The 23,963-nt window shown below is 61.6% G+C and carries 32 protein-coding genes; all 32 read left to right on the forward strand.

The features are described from left to right. Positions 1 to 363 precede the first annotated feature (363 nt). On the forward strand, positions 364 to 546 hold the full coding sequence (locus AB7M32_RS10195) for a Com family DNA-binding transcriptional regulator (RefSeq protein ID WP_454249818.1): 183 nt from the start codon (positions 364 to 366) through the stop codon (positions 544 to 546). A 19-nt stretch (positions 547 to 565) separates the two neighbouring features. Continuing rightward, complete coding sequence (locus AB7M32_RS10200) at positions 566 to 1,210, forward strand: hypothetical protein (protein ID WP_454249819.1); 645 nt, start codon at positions 566 to 568, stop codon at positions 1,208 to 1,210. Between the two features lie 85 nt (positions 1,211 to 1,295). Further along, complete coding sequence (locus tag AB7M32_RS10205; RefSeq protein ID WP_454249820.1) at positions 1,296 to 1,724, forward strand: hypothetical protein; 429 nt, start codon at positions 1,296 to 1,298, stop codon at positions 1,722 to 1,724. Positions 1,725 to 1,854: 130 nt separating this feature from the next. After that, the gene (locus AB7M32_RS10210; RefSeq protein WP_025212143.1) at positions 1,855 to 2,205 is read left to right on the forward strand and encodes a phage holin family protein; all 351 of its coding nucleotides are present in this window, start codon (positions 1,855 to 1,857) and stop codon (positions 2,203 to 2,205) included. Positions 2,206 to 2,241: 36 nt separating this feature from the next. Beyond that, complete coding sequence (locus AB7M32_RS10215) at positions 2,242 to 2,754, forward strand: hypothetical protein (RefSeq protein ID WP_454249821.1); 513 nt, start codon at positions 2,242 to 2,244, stop codon at positions 2,752 to 2,754. Positions 2,755 to 2,757: 3 nt separating this feature from the next. Continuing rightward, a complete protein-coding gene (locus tag AB7M32_RS10220) occupies positions 2,758 to 3,369 on the forward strand; it encodes a phage baseplate assembly protein V (RefSeq protein WP_454249822.1) in 612 nt (203 codons plus the stop codon). Between the two features lie 11 nt (positions 3,370 to 3,380). Further along, positions 3,381 to 3,713, forward strand: a complete 333-nt coding sequence (locus AB7M32_RS10225; RefSeq protein WP_014336817.1) for a phage baseplate protein — start codon at positions 3,381 to 3,383, stop codon at positions 3,711 to 3,713. Next, the gene (locus AB7M32_RS10230) at positions 3,710 to 4,705 is read left to right on the forward strand and encodes a baseplate J/gp47 family protein (RefSeq protein ID WP_454249823.1); all 996 of its coding nucleotides are present in this window, start codon (positions 3,710 to 3,712) and stop codon (positions 4,703 to 4,705) included. The genes AB7M32_RS10225 and AB7M32_RS10230 overlap by 4 nt, the downstream gene beginning before the upstream one ends. Next, positions 4,702 to 5,337 (forward strand): phage tail protein I, encoded by a 636-nt coding sequence (locus tag AB7M32_RS10235; protein WP_454249824.1) that lies wholly within the window; start codon positions 4,702 to 4,704, stop codon positions 5,335 to 5,337. Before AB7M32_RS10230 ends, AB7M32_RS10235 begins: the two co-directional genes overlap by 4 nt. Then, positions 5,338 to 6,885 (forward strand): phage tail protein, encoded by a 1,548-nt coding sequence (locus AB7M32_RS10240; RefSeq protein ID WP_454249825.1) that lies wholly within the window; start codon positions 5,338 to 5,340, stop codon positions 6,883 to 6,885. 81 nt (positions 6,886 to 6,966) lie between these two features. Further along, positions 6,967 to 7,404: a phage tail protein gene (locus AB7M32_RS10245; RefSeq protein WP_454249826.1), complete on the forward strand. Its 438-nt coding sequence runs from the start codon at positions 6,967 to 6,969 to the stop codon at positions 7,402 to 7,404. An 89-nt stretch (positions 7,405 to 7,493) separates the two neighbouring features. Then, positions 7,494 to 7,703, forward strand: coding sequence for a hypothetical protein (locus tag AB7M32_RS10250; RefSeq protein ID WP_454249827.1), 210 nt, complete (start codon positions 7,494 to 7,496; stop codon positions 7,701 to 7,703). A 2-nt stretch (positions 7,704 to 7,705) separates the two neighbouring features. Next, the gene (locus AB7M32_RS10255) at positions 7,706 to 8,872 is read left to right on the forward strand and encodes a phage tail sheath protein (RefSeq protein WP_060738969.1); all 1,167 of its coding nucleotides are present in this window, start codon (positions 7,706 to 7,708) and stop codon (positions 8,870 to 8,872) included. Continuing rightward, positions 8,872 to 9,378, forward strand: coding sequence for a phage major tail tube protein (locus AB7M32_RS10260; RefSeq protein WP_072410645.1), 507 nt, complete (start codon positions 8,872 to 8,874; stop codon positions 9,376 to 9,378). Before AB7M32_RS10255 ends, AB7M32_RS10260 begins: the two co-directional genes overlap by 1 nt. A 152-nt stretch (positions 9,379 to 9,530) precedes the next feature. Beyond that, positions 9,531 to 10,106 (forward strand): phage tail assembly protein, encoded by a 576-nt coding sequence (locus AB7M32_RS10265; RefSeq protein WP_454249828.1) that lies wholly within the window; start codon positions 9,531 to 9,533, stop codon positions 10,104 to 10,106. After that, the gene (locus tag AB7M32_RS10270) at positions 10,103 to 10,228 is read left to right on the forward strand and encodes a hypothetical protein (RefSeq protein WP_256573040.1); all 126 of its coding nucleotides are present in this window, start codon (positions 10,103 to 10,105) and stop codon (positions 10,226 to 10,228) included. Before AB7M32_RS10265 ends, AB7M32_RS10270 begins: the two co-directional genes overlap by 4 nt. Before the next feature lie 6 nt (positions 10,229 to 10,234). After that, the gene (locus tag AB7M32_RS10275; protein ID WP_454249829.1) at positions 10,235 to 12,415 is read left to right on the forward strand and encodes a phage tail tape measure protein; all 2,181 of its coding nucleotides are present in this window, start codon (positions 10,235 to 10,237) and stop codon (positions 12,413 to 12,415) included. Further along, complete coding sequence (locus AB7M32_RS10280; RefSeq protein ID WP_072410629.1) at positions 12,415 to 12,798, forward strand: phage tail protein; 384 nt, start codon at positions 12,415 to 12,417, stop codon at positions 12,796 to 12,798. The genes AB7M32_RS10275 and AB7M32_RS10280 overlap by 1 nt, the downstream gene beginning before the upstream one ends. Next, a complete protein-coding gene (locus AB7M32_RS10285) occupies positions 12,791 to 13,003 on the forward strand; it encodes a tail protein X (protein WP_454249830.1) in 213 nt (70 codons plus the stop codon). The genes AB7M32_RS10280 and AB7M32_RS10285 overlap by 8 nt, the downstream gene beginning before the upstream one ends. A 9-nt stretch (positions 13,004 to 13,012) precedes the next feature. Next, positions 13,013 to 14,029 (forward strand): phage late control D family protein, encoded by a 1,017-nt coding sequence (locus AB7M32_RS10290; protein ID WP_454249831.1) that lies wholly within the window; start codon positions 13,013 to 13,015, stop codon positions 14,027 to 14,029. A gap of 221 nt (positions 14,030 to 14,250) precedes the next feature. After that, positions 14,251 to 14,817 (forward strand): phage tail terminator protein, encoded by a 567-nt coding sequence (locus AB7M32_RS10295; protein ID WP_454249832.1) that lies wholly within the window; start codon positions 14,251 to 14,253, stop codon positions 14,815 to 14,817. Next, on the forward strand, positions 14,814 to 14,996 hold the full coding sequence (locus AB7M32_RS10300) for a DUF2635 domain-containing protein (RefSeq protein WP_454249833.1): 183 nt from the start codon (positions 14,814 to 14,816) through the stop codon (positions 14,994 to 14,996). Before AB7M32_RS10295 ends, AB7M32_RS10300 begins: the two co-directional genes overlap by 4 nt. Next, the gene (locus AB7M32_RS10305; protein WP_454249834.1) at positions 14,996 to 16,492 is read left to right on the forward strand and encodes a phage tail sheath subtilisin-like domain-containing protein; all 1,497 of its coding nucleotides are present in this window, start codon (positions 14,996 to 14,998) and stop codon (positions 16,490 to 16,492) included. The genes AB7M32_RS10300 and AB7M32_RS10305 overlap by 1 nt, the downstream gene beginning before the upstream one ends. A 67-nt stretch (positions 16,493 to 16,559) precedes the next feature. After that, positions 16,560 to 16,907 (forward strand): phage tail tube protein, encoded by a 348-nt coding sequence (locus AB7M32_RS10310; protein WP_003198314.1) that lies wholly within the window; start codon positions 16,560 to 16,562, stop codon positions 16,905 to 16,907. Further along, a complete protein-coding gene (locus AB7M32_RS10315) occupies positions 16,904 to 17,200 on the forward strand; it encodes a phage tail assembly protein (RefSeq protein WP_092165897.1) in 297 nt (98 codons plus the stop codon). The genes AB7M32_RS10310 and AB7M32_RS10315 overlap by 4 nt, the downstream gene beginning before the upstream one ends. Before the next feature lie 130 nt (positions 17,201 to 17,330). After that, entirely contained in the window at positions 17,331 to 18,905 is a 1,575-nt protein-coding gene (locus AB7M32_RS10320; RefSeq protein ID WP_454249835.1) for a phage tail protein, read from the forward strand. Further along, a complete protein-coding gene (locus AB7M32_RS10325; protein ID WP_454249836.1) occupies positions 18,892 to 20,130 on the forward strand; it encodes a DNA circularization protein in 1,239 nt (412 codons plus the stop codon). The genes AB7M32_RS10320 and AB7M32_RS10325 overlap by 14 nt, the downstream gene beginning before the upstream one ends. A 3-nt stretch (positions 20,131 to 20,133) precedes the next feature. Beyond that, a complete protein-coding gene (locus AB7M32_RS10330; protein ID WP_454249837.1) occupies positions 20,134 to 21,174 on the forward strand; it encodes a phage baseplate assembly protein in 1,041 nt (346 codons plus the stop codon). Between the two features lie 254 nt (positions 21,175 to 21,428). Continuing rightward, positions 21,429 to 21,938 carry a phage baseplate assembly protein V gene (locus AB7M32_RS10335; protein ID WP_072410595.1) on the forward strand — a complete coding sequence of 170 codons (510 nt, stop codon included), beginning with the start codon at positions 21,429 to 21,431 and terminating at the stop codon, positions 21,936 to 21,938. Then, a complete protein-coding gene (locus tag AB7M32_RS10340) occupies positions 21,938 to 22,336 on the forward strand; it encodes a phage GP46 family protein (protein WP_072387841.1) in 399 nt (132 codons plus the stop codon). Before AB7M32_RS10335 ends, AB7M32_RS10340 begins: the two co-directional genes overlap by 1 nt. Next, positions 22,326 to 23,366 (forward strand): baseplate J/gp47 family protein, encoded by a 1,041-nt coding sequence (locus AB7M32_RS10345; RefSeq protein WP_454249838.1) that lies wholly within the window; start codon positions 22,326 to 22,328, stop codon positions 23,364 to 23,366. The genes AB7M32_RS10340 and AB7M32_RS10345 overlap by 11 nt, the downstream gene beginning before the upstream one ends. After that, positions 23,354 to 23,953 (forward strand): YmfQ family protein, encoded by a 600-nt coding sequence (locus AB7M32_RS10350; protein ID WP_072410592.1) that lies wholly within the window; start codon positions 23,354 to 23,356, stop codon positions 23,951 to 23,953. The genes AB7M32_RS10345 and AB7M32_RS10350 overlap by 13 nt, the downstream gene beginning before the upstream one ends. Positions 23,954 to 23,963: the final 10 nt, after the last annotated feature.

Raw genomic sequence — 23,963 nt, forward strand, 5'->3', positions numbered from 1 at the left:
TAATGCATAAATAAATGCATTTGCGCATTGACTGTATATGCATCCATGCATATTCTGTGTCCAAGCCGCTCGACAAAGCGGCTGGCAACGAAGCTCTTTAGTTCCACCAACAGGCAGCGATGAACCGGCCTTAACGGTTCAGAGGGTTGGCAACTGACCCGGGTGTGCAGCGTAAAGCACCAGAAGCAGTTATCCGGCGGGCAGGGACCGCGGCCGGAGGAACAATTTGAATGGATCCGTACCGCGCCAGTCGCGCCGAAAGATCAAGCGCATTACTGAAAAGCCTGGGCGACCGGGCTTTTTGGAATGCCTGCACCGTGAGGTGCGTTCAAACACATCACCGCCGCCAATGGAGGGCTTTCAATGCTGAAGGATTTCAGATGCGGTCACTGCAAACGACTTCTGGCCCGCATGGGCGAGAACACCGAACTCCAGATCAAATGTCCCCGGTGTGGGACGTTGAATCATGTGAAGGCCGTTGAGCCTCGAGTGAACGCCGGCGAGCGAACAGCGTGCGGAAGAGACCCTGCACTCCGTACTCAATGACATTCATCGAGGTAAAAAAATGAAATTGCTCAAAAAAATCCTCCTGGCGACTGCGTTTCTATCGTCCTTCGTATCTCTGAACACCTGGGCTGATACGGCCATGTCGTGGAACCTGGCCCGGGACATGTACCTGATGACCGAAGCCGCACCGGCCGGTTCGCCGTGGTCGTTCATGCAAAACAAATCGGGGGTGAATGCCTCGGCCAACTACACGCTCTTTCCTACGTTCCAGGCCGAGGTGTGTAACGGTAATCCAACGACTTGCTGGCGAGACGATGTCCCGGCTTCCTGGATCGCTATTCCCAAGAAAAGCTTCACCTTTACTGGCTCGGGCACCAGTTTCGTATTCAAACAGGGGGACGTGGTTGCGCATCCGGGCACCAACAGCCAGAGCATCTTCCGCTGGGCCAGTCCTGTCACCGGCAACATCAACGTGCTGGGTCGGGTCAACGACCTGCATAACGCCTGCGGGGATGGGATTGGCTGGTCGCTCAACCTGGGTGACACCGTGCTCCAGTCCGGGAGCCTAGCAAACGGCGGTAGCACTACGTTCATGTTGAACAACGTCGCAGTCACGCCGACGTCTTCGCTTTATCTGGTCATCGACAGAAAGGCTAACAACTCTTGCGACGCGACCAGCGTAGACATGCTGATTACTCGGTAGGCGTAACAAGGACTCTGGAGGTATCCAGTTAAAAGAGCTGTATTAACTCGCCTCAAAAACCTATTTATCTAAGGGAAGTAAACTAATGAAAAAATTATTCAGCATGCTGCTCGCAGCCGTCCTGGCGACCCAGGCCATCCAAGCCATTGCCGAAACCTCGCCTGTCGGTTCCTGGCAATTCGCTTCCTACCATGTTCCGGGCGGCGGTTTTTATGCCAACCAGACGATCTGTTTCAAAGAAGACAATACCTGGTACTCGAGCTCCCAGGCCGGTTGGAAGGGCGCATGGTTCCAGAATGGGGACGATCTCCAATGGAATGGGAGTGTGCCAATGCCGGGTGCAGGGAGCGCCAACAATCTCGCGACCATTGCCATGGGCAAGTTCGTTGCCGCAGGTTCGATGTCGGGTAACTACGCGGAATGGGCAGCACCCAGTGCGCTACCGCTACCCTGGGACAGGCACTACACCTACACCATGACTTACAAAGGCGCGACCTGCGCTGCGCCAAAGTGATGTCAGCCTTCAATGAGCTGATAAACGTTTGAACGCCGTTTCCAGTGACTTAATGGGTTGCAACGACCCACATCTCTTTCAACTTCAAACAACTTCCCCGCCCAATCTTAATCACCCCAGGAAACGAGACATGACAAACGAGCAACAAGCGTTGCTGGACATGCCGATCTGGCTGGTCATCGTGCTCGCCCTGGTGGGCGGGGTGTCCGGCGAGATGTGGCGCGCCGACAAGGAGGGGGCCCGTGGCTGGCCGTTGCTGCGCCGCGTGGTGCTGCGCTCCGGTGCCTGCGTGGTCTGCGGGGTTTCGGCAACCATGCTGTTGTATGCCCTCGGTATGTCGATCTGGAGTGCTTGCGCCCTGGGTTGCCTGACCGCCATGGCCGGCGCCGATGTGGCGATCGGTCTTTACGAGCGCTGGGTCGCCAAGCGGATCGGCGTTTGCGAAGTGCCACCGCGAGACCTTCCTCCCGACCAGCCGTGATCCCACATCGCTGATCCATACACAAGGAGGCGATCAATGCCCGTCCTTATCGAAAAACCGTCGCAGCTGTTCGCCGCCATTGCCCAGACGCTGCGCATCACTTATCCCACCTTGAAAGTCGGTAGCCCCCAGGAATTCGATGGCACCGATGACCAACCCTGGGTGCTGATTGGCATTGAACGCGATGCGTCAGGTAACCGCGCCAATGACGGGCGTATCGCCCATGTCCTGACGGTTTCCCTGCAAGTGGTCATGGCCGTTCCAGGCTGGGAGGCCTGCGATCTGGCCAGTGAATTGAAGCACTTGGTCGTGGATAACCGCTGGGGCCTGTCGGGCGATCAATGCGATCTGCCCACGGAGATCGATGGCATCGCATCCACGTTCATCCACGAAGCACGGGTGTACAGCGCCTGGAGCCTTTCCTTCAACCAAACCCTGTACCTCGGCCCGACGCTGCTGGAGGACCCGTTGGGCATCCCGAAATTTGCCCGTACCTGGGAAGTGTCGAACATCGACGACCCGGATCAATACACCGCACTCGAGGGCTGAGCCATGTTCGATGGGCTGTTACAGATGCATCTGGGGCCGATCATCGAGCGTCTGGCACAGATGGAAACCGAGCTGGAAGACCTGCATCGGCGTGCGGAGAGTTTCTGCCGCATCGGCGTTTGCCAGGAAGTCGATGCGGCCAGCAACACCTGCAAGGTCAGCCATGGCGGGTTGCTGACACCGGCGATCCGTTTTTTCAATCCGAGCGCCGGCGCCCAGAGCGAGTCGCGGATTCCGTCCGTGGGCGAGCAGTGCCTGTTGCTGAACCATGGCGGCGGCGAGAGCGGCGGGCAGGCGGTGGCGTTGTTCGGCCTCAACGGCGGTCAGTTCCCGCCCGTCTCGACCCAGGCCTCGCTGACGCGGCGCCTCTATCAGGACGGTACGGAAAACGGCTACGACCATGCCAGCCATGTCCTGCACTGGCAAAACGGCCCGGCGGCGTTCACCGGTTCCCGTGAATCCCTCGAGCTGAACATCGGCCCGGCGCGGCTGGCGATGACGCCCGAGACCATCGAACTGCAACTGGGCGCCGTCGGCCTGCGGCTCGACGCTTCCGGTGTGCACCTGAGCGGCCCGGTGGTGGATCACCAAGGACGCGTCATCAGTACCGCATAAGAGATTTCCTCATGATTGGAATCGATCGAAATACCGGCGCCACCGTCGACGACTGGCTGCAGTTCGTGCAGCGCGCCACCCGTGCATTGACCACGCCGTTGGGCACTCGCCAGAAGCGCCCGTTGTATGGCTGCGCACTCACGCAGTTGCTGGGTCAGAACCTCGGCGACGACCTGCTGATCCTCGCCCAGAGCCACGCGGCCCAAGCGTTCTACAACCCGGACAATGGCATCGATGATTTCGAGCCACAGGTCATTGTCGCCAGCCGGCACGGTGCCGGATTGCTGCTGCGTTTCGCCGGCACCTGGAAAAACCGCAAACAGACTTTCGAGGTGGTGACATGAGCATGTTGATACCCGGCCAGAACCAACTGGCCGAACCGGCCATCGTCACCGTCGAAGCATTCGAGGACCTTCTCGCGGAGTTCAAGACCTTCGTGGTCGAGTACGTCGCCGCACGCTCTCCCGCCAGCGCGGCGAAGCTGGTGGACAGCCTCGAAAACGAAAGCGAACTGCTGACCCTGGCGCTTGAGGCGTTCTGCGTACGGTTGCAAACCCACGAACGCAAATACAACGCTCGCATCAAGCAGATGTTGGCGTGGTGGGCCACCGGGACCAACCTTGATGCCCGCCTTGCGGACATGGGGCTTGAGCGTCAGTTGCTCGACCCGGGCGACCCGGCAGCGTTCCCGCCCATCGCCCCGGTCTACGAGAGCGATGACGATGCGCGGTTGCGCTACTACCTGGCGCCCCATGCTCCGGCGGCGGGCTCGCGCATGCAGTATCGGCGAGAGGTCTTCACCCTCGGCGAACGGCCTGCGGTGAAGGTGGAAAGTGCCGCTGGCGGTGTCGTGAACGTGACCTACACGTTCGATCCGGATGGTCTCGCCGCGCAAGTCAAGGACGGCAACGGACGCCGGACGGCACCGGGCGAAGTCACGGTCACGGTGCTTTCCCGCGAGGGCGACGGCACACCGTCCGAAGCGCTGCTGAACGGTGTTCGCCAGCACTTCGCCCGGCCTGATGTGCGGCCGGAAACCGATCTGGTCATCGTGCAGGCCGCGCAAATCAAGCCCTACAAAATCCGCGTCGTGGCGAAGATCAACGCCGGCCCGGATTCGGGCCTGACCCAGGTTGCCGCCGAACAGCAATTGCGGGAATACGCCGAGGCGTGTCATCGCTTGGAAGGTCGGGTGGACCCGAGCTGGATCGACTACACGCTGCACAGTGCTGGCGCGGTTCAGCTCCAGATTCTCGAACCACTTGCACCGATTGTGACGACGGCTTTCCAAGCCCCGTACTGCACAGGCGTTGAGGTCGAGGTGGACACGTTATGACTGACGACACACCCCGCCTGAGCCTGCTGCCGGTCAACAGTTCGCCATTGGAACGGGCGCTGGATCTCGGTTTCGCCCGGCTGCTCGAACGCATCGATCCGCCGTTTCCCGAGCTGATGAACCCGGCGGCCACGCCCCTCGCATTCCTGCCGTATCTCGCGGCGGACCGCGGCGTCGGTGAGTGGAGCTCTGCAGCGCCTGAGACTGAAAAGCGCCTGACCGTTGAACTCGCCTGGCCCACCGCGCGGCAGGCCGGGACGCGAAAGGCGCTGGAAAATGCCGCCAAGGGTTTGCAACTGATGCCTGAAGTACGCGCCTGGTATGAGCAAACGCCATCGGGTCCGCCCTACAGTTTTTCCGTCAGGGCGTTTACCGAGCAACCCTACAGCGAAGCCATCGACGCCCGTCTCGACCGTCGCCTGGCCGATGCCAAGAGCGAACGCGACACCTTGACGGTGTCTGTCGGCTTGAGGGCCTTCGGCAGGCACGTCATCGGTGCCGCGACGCTGTGCGGCGAACTGACCACGGTTTATCCGGTTGTCATCGAAGGGCTCGAAGCCTCGGGCCAGGCCTTCATGGCCGCCGGGCTCTACAGCGTCGAAACCTCCACTATTTATCCACAGGGGTCCTAAATGGCCGACTACTACACCCTGCTCACCGATGCGGGGATCGCCTACGAAACCGCCTGCAAGGCGGCGGGCACACCCATCAAGCTGTCGCAGATTTCCGTTGGTGACGGCGGCGGCGCGGTCTACAACCCAGCCGCCACCGCCACGGCGCTTAAACGCGAAGTGTGGCGCGGGCCGCTCAATGCACTGTTCCAGGATGAGAAAAACCCGAGCTGGTTGCTGGCTGAAGTGACCATCCCGCCTGAAGTGGGCGGCTGGTATGTGCGGGAGGCCGGGATCTGGACCGATACCGGGATTTTGTATGCGATTGTCAAATATCCAGAGTCGTTCAAACCGGTGTTGGCGACTTCCGGTTCGGGGAAAGAGTTTTACATTCGGTCGATTTTCGAGACCAGCAATGCTGAGTCGGTGACGTTGCTGATTGACGATACGGTGGTCAAGGCGACGCGGGCCTGGGTGCAAAGCTACGTTGCCGATGAGCTTGCCAAGCTCGACAGGAAACAGTCTGTGCGGGTGGCGACGACCATCAATGTTGTCTTGAGTGGCGCGCAAATGATCGATGGAGTGGCCGCCGTCGCTGGGGATCGGGTGCTTGTTAAAGCCCAGACGTTGGCGAAAGACAATGGAATCTATGTGGTTGCAAACAGCGCATGGATTCGTGCGAAAGATGCCGACGCAAGTGCCGAGGTTACCTCGGGGTTGATTGTCTCGGTTGAGGAAGGGACGACATTTGCTAATACGATCTGGCAGTTGATAACCGATGGTGTGATCGTGCTAGGTACTACGGCGCTGAGTTTTCAGAACATCACTCAAGGGTTTGCGCCGATTAATTCCCCAGCTTTCCAAGGAGCGCCTACAGCTCAAACAGGGGCTCAGTTTGATAACACGAACAAGCTTGCTACAAACCTGTTTGTGCAACGAGCTCTGGGTAATCTAAGTGCCGCTATAGCTATTACCGATACGATCAGCCTGACGGCTGCGCATTGTGGCTTCCTACTGGTAGGGTCCGTTGGACTTCTTGGTAAAACTGTTACGTTGCCACCCATCAGTGGGCTGCCAACCGGCGCGACGATTCATTTTTCTGCCGGTGTGGCTGATACCACTATTGCGGCGGCAGGGTCCGACATCATAGGTCCGAACGTAGGGGCAACGGGTTCAACCATCACCTCGTTTTCAATTGAGGCGCTTGATTCAGTCACTCTTGTGAACGTCGGATCAGGCTGGCGAATGGTTGGCGGTTCGCACCTTAACAAACACAGTAGCCAGTTTGGCGCTAGTCTCGTGGCCAATGGCTATCAGAGACTCCCGAGCGGTCTGATCATCCAGTGGGGCACTGCAGGGACTACAAACGGATTTGGTACATGGACTTACCCGATAGCATTCCCAAACGCAGTGTTTCGTGTGTTTGCCAGTAACGACGCCACGGCTTCTGGTGGCAGCATGTACGCATGTGGTGCTCATCCATCTGGAAGTTCTAAAGTATCAGCCAGCATCGCGAGTCAGTTGGCGACTGGGGGCGACGCCATCTTCCTGTTTGCCATCGGTTACTGACATTCAGGATAAGGAACTCCTAACAAAATAAAACTACTTTATCAGTCTTGGATACAGGGACTGTGAGTGTGAGGTGAGAACGTGACTCTTTTTTCAAGCAAGACAACGGGTGGTTTCTACGATGACTCCATTCACTCTGCTGCTCAGATCCCCGAAGATGTAGTCGAAATAACCCAAGAGCGACATATGGCGCTTCTTGAGGGACAGTCCAAAGGGAAGCGGATTTCAAGTGGCGAAGATGGTTATCCAATACTTGTCAATCCACCTGAACAGTCGCCTGAGTCTTTAGCAGCGATTGAGCGTGTATGGCGTGACGGCCAGCTTGTTGTGACCGATGGCATGGTTGCCCGGCATCGAGACGAGCTGGAGGAGGGGCAAGAGACCACTCTTTCTGTCGAACAGTACTCGGAGCTTCAAACGTATCGACGAACGCTACGCAACTGGCCGGAGCGGAAAGAGTTCCCCTTGGTCGATCACCGTCCGATAACACCGTTCTGGCTGCTTAAACAGCCCCAATAAACGCCCCGCCCCGACGGGGCGTTTTCTTATCCGTCCAACACCCAACAGCCCCTTCTCAAGGGGCTTTTTCGTATCTGGAGAACCCCAAAATGGCACCACGCCAAACCTACACCGTGCTCCTCCCATTCCCCACCGGCGGTGGTCACTGGTCGACCGCCGGCCAGGAACTCGACCTGCTCGACGTCGAGGCCAATGCCTTGCGCAGTGCGGGTCGCCTGGAGCTGAAAAAAACCGAGGCTGGTGAACCGGTCTCTGCATCCACCCCGGCCAAAAAGGCCGCCACCAAGAAGGCTGAATAACCATGGCTGAGGTTTTGAACTTCGAGCACAACGGCATTACCGTCAATGCCACTGAATCTCCCGAGGCCATGGGTGGCCTGGGTGACAACGTCATCGGGTTGGTCGGCACCGCGCCGAATGCCAACCCGCTGATTCCGAAAAACACCCCGTTCCGCATCAACAGCTTCACCACCCAGGCCCAGCTGGATCCGACCGGTGCCGAAGCGGGGACGTTGTTCCACGCCGTCTACCAGATCCTCAAAGTGGTCAAGGTGCCGGTGTACGTGGTCATCGTCGAAGAGGGCGCCACGCTGGCCGACACGCAGAACAATGTGATCGGCGGTATCGAGGCGCAGACCGGGCGCAAGCTGGGCTTGGCCGCGTTGAGTGGGGTCGCTGAAGACCTGACCATCATCGGCGCGCCGGGCTTTACCGGCACCAAGGCCGTGGCCAGCGAGTTCGCCTCGTTCGGCAAGCGTATCAAGGCCCGTGTGGTGCTCGATGGCAAGGACGTCGCGGTCGCCGACCAGGTGACCTACAGCCAGGAACTGGGCGGCGCCGACCTCGGTTTCGACCGTTGCCTGGTGGTGCACAACATGCCGGCGGTGTACTCCAAGGCCGCGAAGAAAAACGTCTTCCTGGCGCCGTCGAGCCTGGCCATCGCCGCCCTTGCCAAGGTCAAGCAATGGGAGAGCCCGGGCAACCAGGTCACCTACGCCGAAGACGTTTCCCGCACCGTCGAATACAACATCCTCGACACCTCCACCGAAGGCGATCTGCTCAACCGCTACGGCGTCAGCTACTACGCCCGGACCATCCTCGGCGGCTTCTCGTTGCTGGGCAACCGCTCCATCACCGGCAAGTTCATCAGCTACGTCGGCCTGGAAGATGCCATCAGCCGCAAGCTGGTCAAGGCCGGCCAGAAAGCCATGGCCAAGAACCTGACCAAGTCGTTCATGGACCAGGAGGTCAAGCGCATCAACGACTGGCTGCAAACCCTGGTCGCTGACGAAACCATCCCCGGCGGCAGCGTGTACCTGCACCCGGAATTGAACAGCGTCGAGAAGTACAAGAATGGTACCTGGTACGTGGTCATCGACTACGGCCGCTACGCGCCGAACGAACACATGATTTATCAACTCAATGCCCGCGATGAAATCATCGAGCAGTTCCTGGAGGACGTTCTCTAATGTTTACCAACCGCGTAAGACAGGCCATCGCGGCCACCCTGCAGGGCCTGCCGTTGTCGGCGACCGTGGAAGATTTCACCCCGCCGAAGATCGAATTCGAGATGGAAGAGATGCGTGGCGGCCGTTTCATTGGCGAGGAAATGGCCAAGGCCGGCAAAGCGCTGACGGCCAAGCTGACACTGCAAGGCCTCGGTCCGGAAGTCATGCTGGCGCTGGGCGTGAGTGTGGGCGACGACATTCTGCTGAACGTGCGTGAAGCCGGCCAGGATCAGGACGGCAACACCTGGTTCACTTACCACACGGTGGGCGGCAAGTTGAAGTCCCTTGAGGAAACGACGCTGAAAATGAACGAGAAACCCAAGACCATCCTCGATCTGTCCTGCCGCACCTACAACCGCCTGGAAAACGGCGTCCCGGTGATCGACATCGACGTGCGCACCCAGAAGTTCGTACTCAACGGCGTCGACATCCTCGGCGATGCTCGCCGTGCGGTGTTGTTGCCGTAAACGAATGCCCGTCAGTTGAACCCAATCCCTGTGGGAGCGAGCTTGCTCGCGATAGCGGTGTGTCAGCCAACATCGATGCTGACTGATCCGACGTCATCGCGAGCAAGCTCGCTCCCACAGGTTGTCCTCTGATTTATCAAGGAACTGATTCCATGTCCTGGACGCCTCCCGTTCACGTCTTGCTGTCGCCGATCACCGGTGACGACGAGTCGCAGATCAAGCAACTCCAACTGAAGCCGCTGTACTACGCCGCGCAAAAAGACGCCCTGGCCCGCGCCGGCGATGACGAAGACGATCAGTTCTTCGAACTGGCCAAACTGGCCACCGGGCTGTCGGTCAAGGAACTCGACCAGCTCACGCGCCCGGACTACGTGAGCATTGCGCAGTACGTGCATGAAATGTCTACCCGTCCGACGTCCCACTTCCTGGAACAGGTGGCCGGCTCATCCGTCGACCCTGATCAGGTACAGCTGCTGCAACCGCTCGACGTCGCGGGCCGCAGCATGACTTCGCTGACCCTGGAAATGCCGGTGCTGCGGGCCACCAAGGCGATGAAAAAACTGAAGACGGCCAAGGAACGCGCCGAGTTCATCACCGCCCATTGCGCCGGTCTGATGATCCCCGATCTCGATCGGCTGACCGTGCCCGACTGGACGCAACTGCAGGTACGCATCGACGATTTTTTAAACAAACCGGCGGACTTCTTTCGGAGCGCGACATCGAAGTGATCCTCGATGTGGTGCCGCTCATTTACTCGGTAAGTGAGGCGGAAATCCTGGAGTGGGACGCCGGCAAGGCCTTGCGCCGCTACGACATCGCGATCGCTCGCCTTGGCGTGAAACAGGAGTAGAGCGGGATGGCGGACGATAGATATTCGCTCAAATACGCAGCCTTCAACGAGAGTGGGTTGGCGTTCGGTAATACCAGCCTCACCAGTGGCATGTCGGCCCAAGGCGCGTTCGCCAGGGATCAACTGGCGAGCCTCGATCTGGCGCTGGAAACACTCGGGCTCAAGCTCGGCCTGCTGACCACGGCAATCGAGTCGCTGACCGTGAAGCTGTCGGCGCAACGATTGCTTTCCCAAACGATGGGCGCCGACGCCAAGGGCGAGTCGGCCAGTGAGCCAAAGGGCAAGCCGAGTGGCGGTATCGAACCACCGGCGCTGCTCAAACCCGCGATAGCGATGGATTCGGCCATGGCCGATCTGAAGAAGGCCACCCAATTCGGGCCGCGCCAGATTCAACAGGTGGCTGAGTCAACCCAGCAGATCGCCACCGCACCGCTGGTGGCGGCCAGGGGCACCACGGCGGTTGAAGTGGTGAGGATGCAAAGCCTGGCGGCCAGCAAAGGCATCGGTAGCGATGTGCACGATGCCTCTGAGCGACAGTTGGCACTGTCGCGTTTTGCCTCGGATGCTGGCGTCACTGCGACGGCGTTCGAGATGCCGGCCATGAAGGCCGCCGAAATGCTGGCCGACTGGCGCATCTCCATGAAGCTCAACGGCGCCGAAGCCTTTGACTTGGCGGATGCCGCCAACCAGTTGGGCAAGCTACCCAATGGTGCGAAACCGGCTGAGATCGGTGCGGTCTTGCAGCGTGACGGTGCGGCGGCGACGGCGGCAGGCCTGGCCCCTGCACAAGCCGCCGCGTTGACGGCGGCGTTGCTCAATACCGGTACCCAACAAGCTGAAGCTGGCGTGGCGCTGGATAGTTTCACCACGGCCCTGGGCAAGGCTGACCAGACCTCCGCCACCGAGCAAACGGCCTGGAAACAGCTGGGCCTGGAGCCCAAGGCGGTGGCGAGCGGTTTGCGTGACAAGGACACCGCGCCTGGCACGGTGATGACGGTGCTGGCGGCGTTGAACGCGCAACCGGCCGAGAGGCGCTCGACCCTTGCCGCCACGCTATTCGGCAATGGCGATGAGGCGGTGCTGCGCATGGCGCAGAAACTGCCCGATGTGAACGCCGCCTTCTTGCAGGTGAAAGACCCAGGCCAATACGCCACGTCGCAATTGGGCAATGACGGCTCGGTGCGGCAGGACGCGTTGGCGCTGTCGAACACCCGGCAGGGCCAGTTGAACATCCTCAACGCCCGCAACGAGCGCTTGTCGGTGGCCACGGGAAACGCCCTGATGCCTGTGGCGGATAACTCGTTTCAGTGGCTGGGCTCGCTGACCGATGGCCTGAGTGAGTTGGCTGAGTCCTCTCCTAAAGCCACCGCGGCCATTGTGCTGCTAGGCGCGGCGATCAAACCGCTGGTGGGGGCGCTGCTCAAAGCCGTAGCGGATGAGATGTCCAATCAGGTGGCCAAGCGGGTGTTGGGCAAGGCTGCTGCGCACCTTCCCGGCCGATTGGGCGAGGTGATCTCCGAAGATTTCAGGAAAAATCCTCCAGGGGACAAGCTGGATACAAGCAATGCCAGCCAGCGTCCCGAATCCACGAGAGGGCCGAAAGTACGGGTGAGTACACGAGGCTCGCGGGGAGGCGCAGGGCGTTTTTCACTCGCGCCCACGGCCTCATTACGCTCGATGACGCGTAAGGGGCCCGGCCCATTAAAAGTGGTCGGCGCCGTCGCTGATGTGGCCGAGGGTGTGTTGACCGGCGACAAACGGATGATGGGCGCAGGTTTGGGAGCCGCGGGTGGCGGCTGGGCAGGCGCTGCTGCGGGGTCTGCGGCCGGTGCCGCTTTGGGCAGTGTCGTACCGGTGATCGGCACTGCCATCGGAGGGCTGATTGGCGGACTGCTGGGCGGTTGGCTGGGAAGCGATGCCGGCGCGTCCCTGGGTGAAAAACTCGTCGCCCCCGCCGACAGGCTCGCCGCTCCAGACCAGATCAGCAAAGACCTGGCCAGCACCCAGACAACCACACAGCAGAACACCATGACCGCGAACATCTACATCAACGGCCAGGACCAGGCCAGTGCCAGTCAGTTGGCCAACCTGGTCGTGCAGCAGCTCTCGGGCCAATTCGGCTTAACGACCATGCCCAGCTCACTGGCCATGCGCAGTGACGCCGCCCTGACCGACGGAGGTACGTGATGCGTCAACAAATGGCACTCGGCAGTTTCATCTTTGGGCTGTCGAGAAAGTTTGCGTACCACCAGTTGGTACACACGTCGGACGGTGGCTGGAAAAGCATCGACATTCTCACCAGTAAACCCAAGTCCAGCCAGATCGGCCAAGGCCTGCAAGGGCTGACGATCACGGGCAAGTCGATGTACGCGACTGCCATGGATCGTCTCGATGAGCTGCGCGCATTGCAGGCGCAGCGCATCCCGCTGCCGCTGGTCGATGGCATCGGTCGCAACTGGGGTCTGTGGCAGATCAACAAGGTCACGGAAACCCAGACCGAAATCATTGATGACGGCACGGCGATGGTGGTCGGCTGGGTGGTTGAATTGATGGAGTTCGCCAATGCGTAGGGTTCGAAGTATCGCCGGTGACTCGGTGAATCTGTTGCTGTACCGAGAGCTGGAGCGTTGTGACGATATCGTCGAGGAGGCGCTCTGGCTGCTCAATCCGGGATTGGCTGAATGGAGCCCGGTATTGCCGGCGGGCGTATGGGTTGTCTTGCCGGAAGTGGACCTCAAACCCGTGGCAAGCCCACCGGTTTCGGCCTGGGATTAAGGAGGCGACATGTCATTGGGTTTCACGCCCGCGGTGGAAATTTATGGCGCGAACGCCGCGCTGCTCAACGAACGATTGCTCAGTTGGAGCCACGTCGACGCGGCGGGAATCGAGTCTGACCAACTGACGTTGACGATCAGCCTTGAGGGGCTTGAAGGCTTGCCCAGCCTGGGCGGGAAAATCGGTCTGCGGGTTGGTTATCTGGAGTCGGGGTTGGTGGACAAGGGCGAGTTCGTCATTACCCGGCGCACGCCGACGCTGTTCCCGTTGCGCCTGACGTTGGTGGCCATGGCCGCGCCGTTCAGTGCGGCGGACCAGACTGGATTCAAGCAGCGCCGCTCCGTCAGCCATGGCCCGACGACCTTGGGCGCGCTGTTTCGTCAATTGACCTCCAGGCATGGCTTTTCTCCCCGTGTGGCGCCGGACTTGTCGCTGATTAAGATCGAACACATCGACCAGTCCAATGAAACCGACATGGGGTTCCTGACGCGCCTGGCTCACCGTTATGACGCGGTCGCCAAGCCGGTCAACGAGTTGTATGTACTGGCGCGGCGCGGTCAGGCGAAGTCGTTGTCGGGCAAAGTCCTGCCGCAAATCAAACTGTCAGTGACGACGAACAATCGTCCAGGCGATCAGGCTTTTATCTCAGCCGTCCTTGATGAAACCGCCCGGGCGAAATACCAGGGTTGCAAGACCCGTTGGTGGGACGCGGCAACCGGCACATTGCGAGTGGAGGAGAGCGGCATCGCGCCGTTCAAGACCCTTCGCCAGCGTTTCCAGAGCGCCAACGACGCCCGTGCCGCCGGTGAAGGTGAGGTGCGTCGGATGATGCGCGAAGCACTCAAGGTGAAGATCGAATGCCCGGGCAACCCGGGGCTGTCGGCGGAAGGCATCGTGCTGCTGGACCCCACCTGGCCGGACTTCATGCGTGGTCGCTGGTCGATCGATAAAGTCACCGCCTCCGGTGACCGTGCAAACAGCTATCGCTGCAAGATTGACGCGACCTGCCTGGATGCCAGGGCCTGACACCTGACCCTCAAACACCGCTGAACCCGGTGGGAGCGAGCTTGCTCGCGAAGACGGCAGCACATTCAGCATCAATGTTGCCTGACCCACCGCTATCGCGAGCAAGCTCGCTCCCACAAGTTTTGTTCGTGTTGCACATCCCCGTGTCCAACCGCCCTCCGTGTGGGAGCGAGCTTGCTCGCGATATCTCGCAGCACTTTCCATACACCTGGAGTTCCTCCATGAAGATCACTCCGATCCTCACGCAGTTGCGTGAGCAATGCCCAACCGTGGCCAATCGAGTGGCCGCCGGTATCGACCTTGGCACATTGCAACCCCCCTGCGCCTACGTAGCGCCGGTCAACGATCTGGCCAGTGCAAACACGGCGCAAAACGCCACCCGGCAAGCGATCCGCGACCGCTTCGAAGTGACCTTGGTTCTTGATTTCACCGACGTGACAACAGCGCTGAATCAATTGCACGACCTGCGTGCCGAATTTTGGCGCGCGCTGGTGGGGTTCAAACCCGCTGGCGACTACACCGGCATCGAGTACGACGGCGGTGAGCTGGTTTCCCTCAACAACAGCCGTGTGGTGTACCGGCTGCGCTTTTTCGCCGAGTTCCAGCTGGGCCGCAATCTGGCGAGCCAGCCTGCCGAAAGCTGGCACGAGCGTGAACTGGACGGCTTGTCGTCCTTTACCGGGGCCACCGTGCGGGTCGATGCCATCGACCCGGCGGACCCCAACCTGAAACATCCCGGCCCCGACGGGCGCGTGGAACTGACTTTCTCTGGAGACGTAACCCCATGAGCAAACGCATCACCGTGCTGCCGGCCCCGGGCCGTGCCGTACCGGACCCGGAAGCGGGCGATCTGTTGCCCCTCCACGGCCGTGAAGTGCCGGACAACGCCTGGTGGCGTCGACGTCTGGCCGATGGCGATATCACTACCAAAGCCGTGAAAGCGGCCAAACCACAGGGAGCCAAATAATGGCGATCGGATTCAGCAACATTCCCGCGGACATTCGTGTTCCGCTGTTTTACGCCGAAATGGACAACTCGGCCGCCAATAGTGCGTCATCGGCCATGCGCCGGTTGATCGTCGCCCAGGTCAACGACAATGTCGCCCCGGCCGATGTCGGCAAACTGGTGCTGGTGTCCAGCGTCGCGCTGGCCAAGAACATCGGCGGGCAAGGCTCGATGCTTGCCTCGATGTACGAAACCTGGCGCAAGACCGACCCGCTCGGCGAAATCTGGTGCCTGCCGCTGCACAACGTCGAAGGCGCCATCGCCAAGGGCGTGCTGACCTTCACCGGCACCGCGACTGAAAGCGGTGTGCTCAACCTGTACGTCGGCGGTGTGCGCGTCCAGGCCGCCATCGTCAACGGTGCCACGGCGGCCCAGGCCGCCACTGCGCTGGCCTTGAAAATCAACGCCGCCGCCGACTTGCCGGTGACCGCTGCGGCCGCCGAAGGCGTCGTGACTCTCAGTGCCAAATGGACCGGCGACAGCGGCAACGACATCAGCCTGCAGTTCAATCGCCTGGGCAAGAGCAATGGCGAAGACACCCCGGCGGGGCTGACCACCGCCATCAACGCCATGACCGGGGGCGCCGGTGTGCCGGACCAGACCGCTGCCGTCGCGGCCCTGGGCGACGAGCCTTTCGAATTCATCGCCATGCCCTGGTCCGACGTGGCGAGCCTCAACACCTGGCAAGCGGTCATGGACGACAACACCGGCCGCTGGTCCTGGGCCAAGCAGTTGTTCGGCCATGTCTACAGCGCCAAGCGCGGCACCATTGGCACCCTGGTCGCCGCCGGACAGGCGCGCAACGACCAGCACATGACCCTCCAGGCGCTGGAGCTGGGCGTGCCGCAACCGTTCTGGGTCCAGGCCGCGGCCTTGGCGGCTCGCACGGCGGTGTTCATCTCCGCCGACGCCAGCCGTCCGACCCAGAGCGGCAGCCTGCCAGGCTTGGACCCGGCACCGGCCAGCGAGCGTTTCACCCTGACCGAGCGCCAGTCGCTGCTCAACTACGGCATCGCCACGGCGTATTACGAAGGTGGCTACGTACGCATCCAGCGTTCCATCACCACGTATCAGAAGAATGCCTTCGGCCAGGCTGACAACTCCTACCTGGACAGCGAAACCATGCACCAGTCGGCGTTCATCGTCCGTCGTCTGCAAAGCGTGATCACCAGCAAGTACGGTCGCCACAAACTGGCCTCCGACGGCACCCGTTTCGGCGCCGGCCAGCCCATCGTGACCCCGAGCACCATCCGCGGCGAGCTGATCGCGCAATACGCCAAGCTCGAACTGGAAGGCCACGTGGAAAACGCCGAGCTGTTCGCCGAACACCTGGTTGTGGAGCGTGACAGCCAGGACCCGAGCCGGGTCAATGTGCTGTTCCCACCGGACTACATCAACGGCCTGCGGGTGTTCGCGCTGCTCAACCAATTCCGCCTGCAATACGACGCCGCCGCCTGACGGTAGCACTCAGTCGCATGCATTCAGCCCACCTTGCGTGGGCTTTTTATTTGAAGGGAGAAACACCATGGGTCAACTGATTGCGGGCACCTGCTACGTCAAAGTGGACGGCGCTCAACTGACCATCAATGGCGGCTGCGAAGCGCCACTGATGTTCACCAAACGCGAAACCGTCGTACCGGGTTTCTACAAGGAAACCGACATCGCCCCGTCCTTCAAGGTGACGGCCCTGCACACCGCGGACTTCCCGCTCAAGCAACTGGTCGCCGGCACTGATATGACCGTCACTTGCGAATTCAACAACGGCAAGGTCTACGTGCTGGCTGGCGCCTACCTGGTGGAAGAGCCGGTGTCCAAGGGCGACGACGCCACCATCGAGCTGAAATTCGAAGGCATCAAGGGGACCTGGCAATGACTGATCTCGTGACGCTGCGCGTGGCCATCGAGGCCCACGGCGAGCCGCTGAGCGAACTGACCCTGCGCCGTCCGACGGTGCAAGAGGTCCGGGCGATCAAGGCGCTGCCCTACAAGATCGACAAGAGCGAGGAGGTGAGCCTGGACATGGACGTCGCGGCCAAATACATCGCGGTGTGCGCCGGCATCCCACCGTCGTCGGTCAACCAGTTGGACCTGGCTGACCTCAACGCCCTGAGCTGGGCCGTCGCGAGTTTTTTCATGAGTGCGGCGTCGCAGCCATCGGCGACCTGATCGCCGCCGCCTATGACCTGGCCTGGTTCTGGAAGGTTGACCCCGAACAGATGATGGCCAGGCCACTGGATGTGCTCCGCGAATCTCTGGAGCACGCGCAACGGATCAATGCGATGCAGCAGGTGCAGTGATGGCAGACACACAAAAGGTAGAGAGAAAAGCGGTGCTGCTGACGGGCATCGACGAGCTGTCACCCAAGCTCGCCGGCCTTCGTGCGAAGGTCGCGAGTTTCAAGCAGAACCTCGACGCCACGGGTCTGGGCAGCCTGGATATTTCCGGTCTGTTGCCCAGCGGCGGCCTGGCCCAGCCCTTTATGGACGGGCTCAAGTCGGCGCTGGCCTTCAAGGACGAAGCGGGCGCCGCGAGCGCGGCGGCCAGCGCCGTCCAGGCCCCTGAAGCGCCCCGTGTAGCGGCACAGAACCTGGATGGATTGAAGACTTCCATCAGTAACGTGTCGGTGCAGTTCGGCTCAGCCTTGGGGCCAGCGGTCAACGCAGTGGCGGTCAGTTTACAGCCCATGGTCAGCGGCGTGGCCCAGGTGCTGCAGGACAACCCGCAACTGGTACAGGGCCTGGCGAATGGCGTCGTGGCGTTCAACGCGATTCAGATGGCGGTCAGCGGCGCGAGCCAGGCGTTCGAAGTGGTGAACCTGGCTTTGAAGATGAACCCCATCGGCTTGATTGCCATGGGCATCGCCTTGGCGGCAGGGATGATCGTCGCCCATTGGGAGCCGATTTCAGCGTTCTTCGCCGGACTCTGGCAGAGGCTTGCGCCGATCGTCCTGCCGATGGTCGAGTTCTTCAAGACGATGTTCGCCTTTACCCCGATGGGGCAGGTGATCAGCAACTGGGGGCCGATCAGCAGCTTTTTTGGCGCCCTCTGGAATGTGATCGTGGCGGCGGCAACGCCGGTCATCGGTTTCATGCAGACGCTGTTTGCCTGGTCGCCCTTGGGCTTGATCGTTGCCAATTGGGCGCCCCTGACCGGGTTGTTCGCGGCGATCTGGGACCTGCTCAGGGCCTTGACCGTGCCGGTGATGGACGCCTTGAAAGGCCTGTTCGACTGGACGCCGTTGGGGCTGATCATGGCCAACTGGGGCACGATCGGTGAAGTCTTCGCCGGGATCTGGGAGGGCGTGCGCAACCAGGTGTCAATCATGCTGGCGGTGTTCAGCGGCCTGTTCGACTGGTCACCCATCGAGGGTCTCGTCAAGCAGTGGGGGCCGGTGGGTGAGTGGTTCAGCCAGTGGTGGAACGAGTTGCAGGCGGTGATCGCGCCGATCAAGGCATTTTTCAACGGCGGCTTCGGCGAGATGATCACCTCGTTCACCGCTAAGGTCGAGGGTTTGACCGAGGCGCAGCGCGCCACCAACGCCGAAGGCAAAGGTGAGCTGGCGCCGGCGTTTTTTGGCGCGGCCAGCGAGCAGCCTCCGGGCCTGTCGTCCAGCCTGGCGCCAGCCTCCGCCAACGTTCCGGCGAAGACCTCGCTGGCGCCGGGTACGTTGCCACAAACCTCCAGCGCCCTGGTGCAACAAAGCGCCGCCAATAACCGCACGCAACTCGAAGGCGGCCTGACCGTGCGCTTCGAAAATGCGCCGGCCGGGTTGCGCGCCGATCCGCCCCAGACCAATCAACCGGCCCTGGCGGTGAGTTCGCGCATCGGCTATCGCTCACTGTCCACAGGAGGCTCCAATGAGCTGGCGTGATCGTTTGTTGCCGGCGTCGTTTCGTGGCGTCGGGTTCTGGGTCGACCAGGCGAAAACCCCGGTCGGCCACAAAGGCCAACTGCATGAATATCCCCAGCGTGACCAGCCGTTTTTCGAGGGGCTCGGCCAGCAGGCGAAAATTCATGAGCTGACGGCGTTCATCGTCGGCCCCGATTGCCTGGAGCAGCGCGACAAGCTGCTCAAGGCCTTGGAGCAGGGCAGCGGCGAACTGGTGCACCCGTGGCTGGGGCGCCTGCAGGTCAAGGTCGGCGAGTGCGACATGACCCAGACCCGTCAGGACGGCGGGTTGGTGACGTTCGCCCTGAAGTTCTATCCCGACCAGCCGCTGCAATTCCCTTCGGCCACGATCAACAGCCAGAAACTGCTGCTGGTCTCGGCCGACAGCTTCCTCGGTTCGGCGGTGCGGCGCTTCGAAGACGCCATGACCTTGATCAAGGCCGCACGGATCGGCATCGCTGACCTGCGCAACAGCCTCAAGGAGATCTACGGCGTGATCGAGCAGGAGCTCAAGCCGTTGATCGAGACCTATCGGCAACTCAGCGATCTGGTCAAGGCGGTGAAAGCGTTGCCCAAGGAGGTGGTGGCCGAGTTCAAGGGGTTGCTGGGCGATATTCGGGAACTGAAGGACTTTGCCCGTGACGGCTATCGCGGCGTGATTGCCAGCGTGTCGCAACAGGTGGAGGCCATTCGCAAGGCCGACGCGCCCAAACTCACGACGGGCAAGGACACCACGGCGGCGGCCCAGGCCGTGGCCGACCTGGTGCAGGACACGCTGTTGGTGCAGGCCGCGCAATGGATTGCGGCGATGCCGGTAGCAGCGCCTGCGGTCAAGTTGGGCACCACGCCATCGGTGGCGCAACAGGCCGTGCAACCGGTCCAGCGCCGGGACGTGCCGGTGGCCGACGATGTATTGGCCCTGCGCGATGCCCTCAACGATGTCATCTGGCAGGCCTCCCTCAAGGCTGATCCGGAGCACTACCAGGCGATGAACAACCTGCGCCAGCAAATGGCCGCGCACCTGACGGCGGTGGCGTCTTCGGGTGTCAGGCTGATCAACCTGTCGTTCAAGCAAAGCCTGCCGGCGCTGGTGGTGGCGTATCAGCAATTCGCCGATGCCACCCGGGTGACGGAGGTGACCCAGCGTAACGGCGTCGCCCATCCTGGTTTCCTGCCGCCCAATGACCTGAAAGTCTCGGGGGAATAAGCCATGAGCGAGCTCGACAACGCTGTCTCGCTTACTGTCGGCGGGTTGGATTACGGCGGCTGGAAAAGCGTGGAAATCAGTGCGGACCTGGAGCGCCAGTTTCGCACCTTCAAACTCGACATCACTTGGCAATGGCCGGGGCAGACCCAAGCCGTGCCGATCCGTCCGGGCGATGAGTGCCAGGTGCGCATTGGTGCCGATCTGGTCCTCAGCGGTTATGTGTTCAAGGCACCGGTCAGCTATGACGGTCGACAGATCAGCCTGAGCATTGAAGGCGGTTCCAAGACCCAGGACCTGGTGGACTGCGCCGCGATCAACCGCCCGACCCAATGGCGCGGGCAAACGCTGCTGAGCATCGTCCAGGCCCTGGCATCGCAATACGGCGTGGGAGTCATCAGCGAGATCCCTGAAACCGCGCGGTTGAGCGAACACAGCATCGTGCCGGGGGAAACGGTCTTTCAATCCATCGACCGTTTGCTGACGTTGTTCCGAGTGTTCTCCACCGACGACGCACAAGGACGTGTGTTGCTGGCCAAACCCGGCAGCGGTGGGCGGGCCAGTGATGTATTGGAGCTGGGCAAGAACATTCTGTCGGGCAGCGCACCTATGGACTATAGCCAGGTGTTCTCCGAATACCGGGTCATCGGCCAGCACAAGGGCAATGATCAACAGAGCGGGGCGGTGGTGAGTGAAGTCTCTGGCACCGCCACCGATCTGGGCTTCAAGCGCAAGCGGGTGACGGTGATCAGCGAGAGCGCGCAATTGACCTTCGAACTGGCCCAGCAACGGGCCGATTGGGAAAGCGCCATCCGCACCGGCAAGGCCCTGACCACCACCTACCGCGTGCAAGGCTGGCGCCAGGCCAATGGTGACTTGTGGCGGCACAACACCTTGGTACGGGTGATCGACCCGGTGCTGGGGTTCGACGGTGACATGTTGATTTCCAAAGTGACGTATTCGCTGTCGTCCCAAGGCTCCGTCACCACCCTGCAAGTCGCGCCGCCGCATACCTTCGACGCCAACCCGGTGCCGCCAAAACCCTGAGCCCCGACCCACCACAGATCCCCTGTGGGAGCGAGCTTGCTCGCGATGGCAGTGGGTCAGCTTGCATCGATGTCGGATGTGCTGCCGCTATCGCGAGCAAGCTCGCTCCCACAGTATTTCGAGAGCGACCCCAAAGTATCCGCCCACCACAAATCCCTTGTGGGAGCGAGCTTGCTCGCGATGGCGGCAGTGCAGCCAATAGAGACGTTGATCCGAACACCGCGTTCAAGTCCCCGATTCTCAAGGAAACCTCAATGAGCCTACTGACCCGCCTCCTGGCGCGCGGCACTGTCGTGCTCGCCAATTCGGCCACCAAGTTGCAGTCGCTGCAAATGCGCCTCACCGCCGGCGAAGTGAACGACGACATGGAGCACTTCGAACCCTACGGCTTCACCAGCAACCCGCTGGCCGGTGCCGAGGGCATTGCCACGTTCCTGGGGGGCGACCGCTCCCATGCCGTGGTCCTGGTGGTTGCCGATCGCCGCTTCCGTCTCCAGGCCCTGGCCCCCGGCGAAGTGGCGCTTTACACCGACGAAGGCGACAAGCTCCACTTCAAGCGCGGTCGTGTCATCGACATCGAGACTGCAACCCTGAACATCCGCGCCAGTAGCGCGGTGAACATCGACAGCCCGGTCATCAACCACACCGGCAAGATCGTCTCCCAAGGCGACCAGATCGCCGGCGGCATCAGCCAGATCAAACATGTGCATGTTGGCGTACAGGCCGGCAACGGCCAGACCGGTGCGCCGGCGGGAGGCCAATGATGTTCATCAGCCAGAACCTGCACGCCGCGCTGACCCGCTCGGTGCTGATCAGCCTGTTCACCTGGCGCCGCGCCGCCGACGACGATGCCGTCGATGATGACGAACGTTTCGGCTGGTGGGGCGACACCTTTCCCACCGTTGCCGACGACCGCATCGGCTCGCGGCTGTGGCTGTTGCGCCGGGTCAAGCTGACCCGCCAGACCCAGCTCGACGCCGAATTCTATGCCCGCGAAGCCTTGCAATGGCTGATCGATGACGGCCACTGCAGCGCCATCGACATCATCAGCGAACGCCTCGACGCCCAGCGCCTGAACCTGCGCACGGTCCTGACCCTGGCCGACGGCGAGCGCCTGGACATCAACCCCGATAACAGTTGGCAGGTGACCTATGCCGTTTGAAACCCCTTCGCTGCCGGTGCTGATCAAGCGCGCCCAAAGCGACCTGGCCAGCGATTCGCTGCGCCAGTCCGATGCCCAGGTGCTGGCCCGCACCCTTGGCGGCGCCGCCTACGGCCTGTATGGCTACCTGGACTGGATCGCCGAGCAGATCCTGCCGGACAAGGCCGATGAGTCCACCCTGGAACGCATCGCCGCCCTGCGCCTGAACCAGGCGCGCAAAGCGGCCCAAGTGGCCAGCGGCAATGTCAGTTTCAGCGCTACGGCCGGTGCTGTGCTGGATGTCGATACGCTGCTGCAATCCACCGATGGCCGCACTTATAAAGTGACCACCGCCCGCACCACCAGCAATGGCCTGAACACCGCCACCGTCGCGGCGCTGGAGGCCGGTAGCCTGGGCAATGCCGATGCCGGCCTGGTGCTGACACCGGTGCAGCCGCTTCTGGGCATCGACAATCGCTTCACCGTGCTGGCGCCGGGGCTGACCGGCGGTGTTGCCCGGGAAAGCCTTGAGTCCCTGCGGGCCAGGGTGATCCGTTCCTATCGCGTGATTCCCCACGGCGGTTCGGCCCAGGACTATGAAACCTGGGCCCTGGAGTGCCCCGGCATCACCCGTGCGTGGTGTCGGGGCAGCTACCTGGGGCCAGGCACCGTCGGCCTGTTCGTGATGCGGGACGACGACCCGCAACCGATCCCCAACGCCGAGCAACTGGAAGAGGTGCGGGCCTATATCGAGCCCTTGCGCCCGGTGACCGCCGAGCTGCACGTGCTGGCGCCGACGCAGGTACCGGTGAACTACCGGCTGCGCATCACGCCGGACACCAGCGCCGTGCGGGCCGCCATCGAGGCCCAACTGCGCGACTTGCATAACCGTGAAGCCGGCCTCGGCGAAACGCTGTTGCTCAGTCATATCGCTGAAGCCATCAGCAGCGCCACCGGCGAAACCGACCACAAACTCAGCGCGCCAGTCGCCGATGTCGTCGCCGCCAGCAACCAGTTGCTGACGTTCGGAGGCTGCACATGGCTGGAATAAGAACCGCCGAACAGTACCAGGCCCAACTGCGCAGCCTGCTGCCCAGCGGCCCGGCATGGGATCCGGAGCACGTGCCGGAGCTGGACGACGTGCTGCAAGGCATCGCCCAGGAACTGGCCCGCCTCGACGCCCGTGCCGCCGACCTGCTCAACGAGATGGACCCGGCGGGCGTGAGTGAGCTGGTGCCGGACTGGGAGCGGGTGATGAACCTGCCGGATCCGTGCCTCGGGGCCACGCCGTTGTATGACGATCGCCGTTTGGCGGTGCGCCGACGGTTGTTGGCGGTGGGCAGCCAAGCCATTGCCTATTACGTGGAAATCGCCAAGAGCCAGGGTTACCCCAACGCCACCATCACCGAACTGAAGGCGCCGCGCATGGGCCGCGCCCGGTTCGGCGAAGCGCATTTTGGCACCTGGCAGGCGCAGTTCATGTGGACCCTCAATACCGGTGGCCGGCTGCTGCTGGGGCGGCGTTTTGGCGCGAGCTATTGGGGCGAGCGTTTTGGCGTCAATCCGGGCTCGGCTCTGGAGTGCCTGATTCATCGCAGTGCACCGGCGCATACGAAGGTTCACATCAATTATGACTAAGGAATAGAAG

The sequence above is a fragment of the Pseudomonas sp. R151218B TE3479 genome (assembly GCF_053629195.1).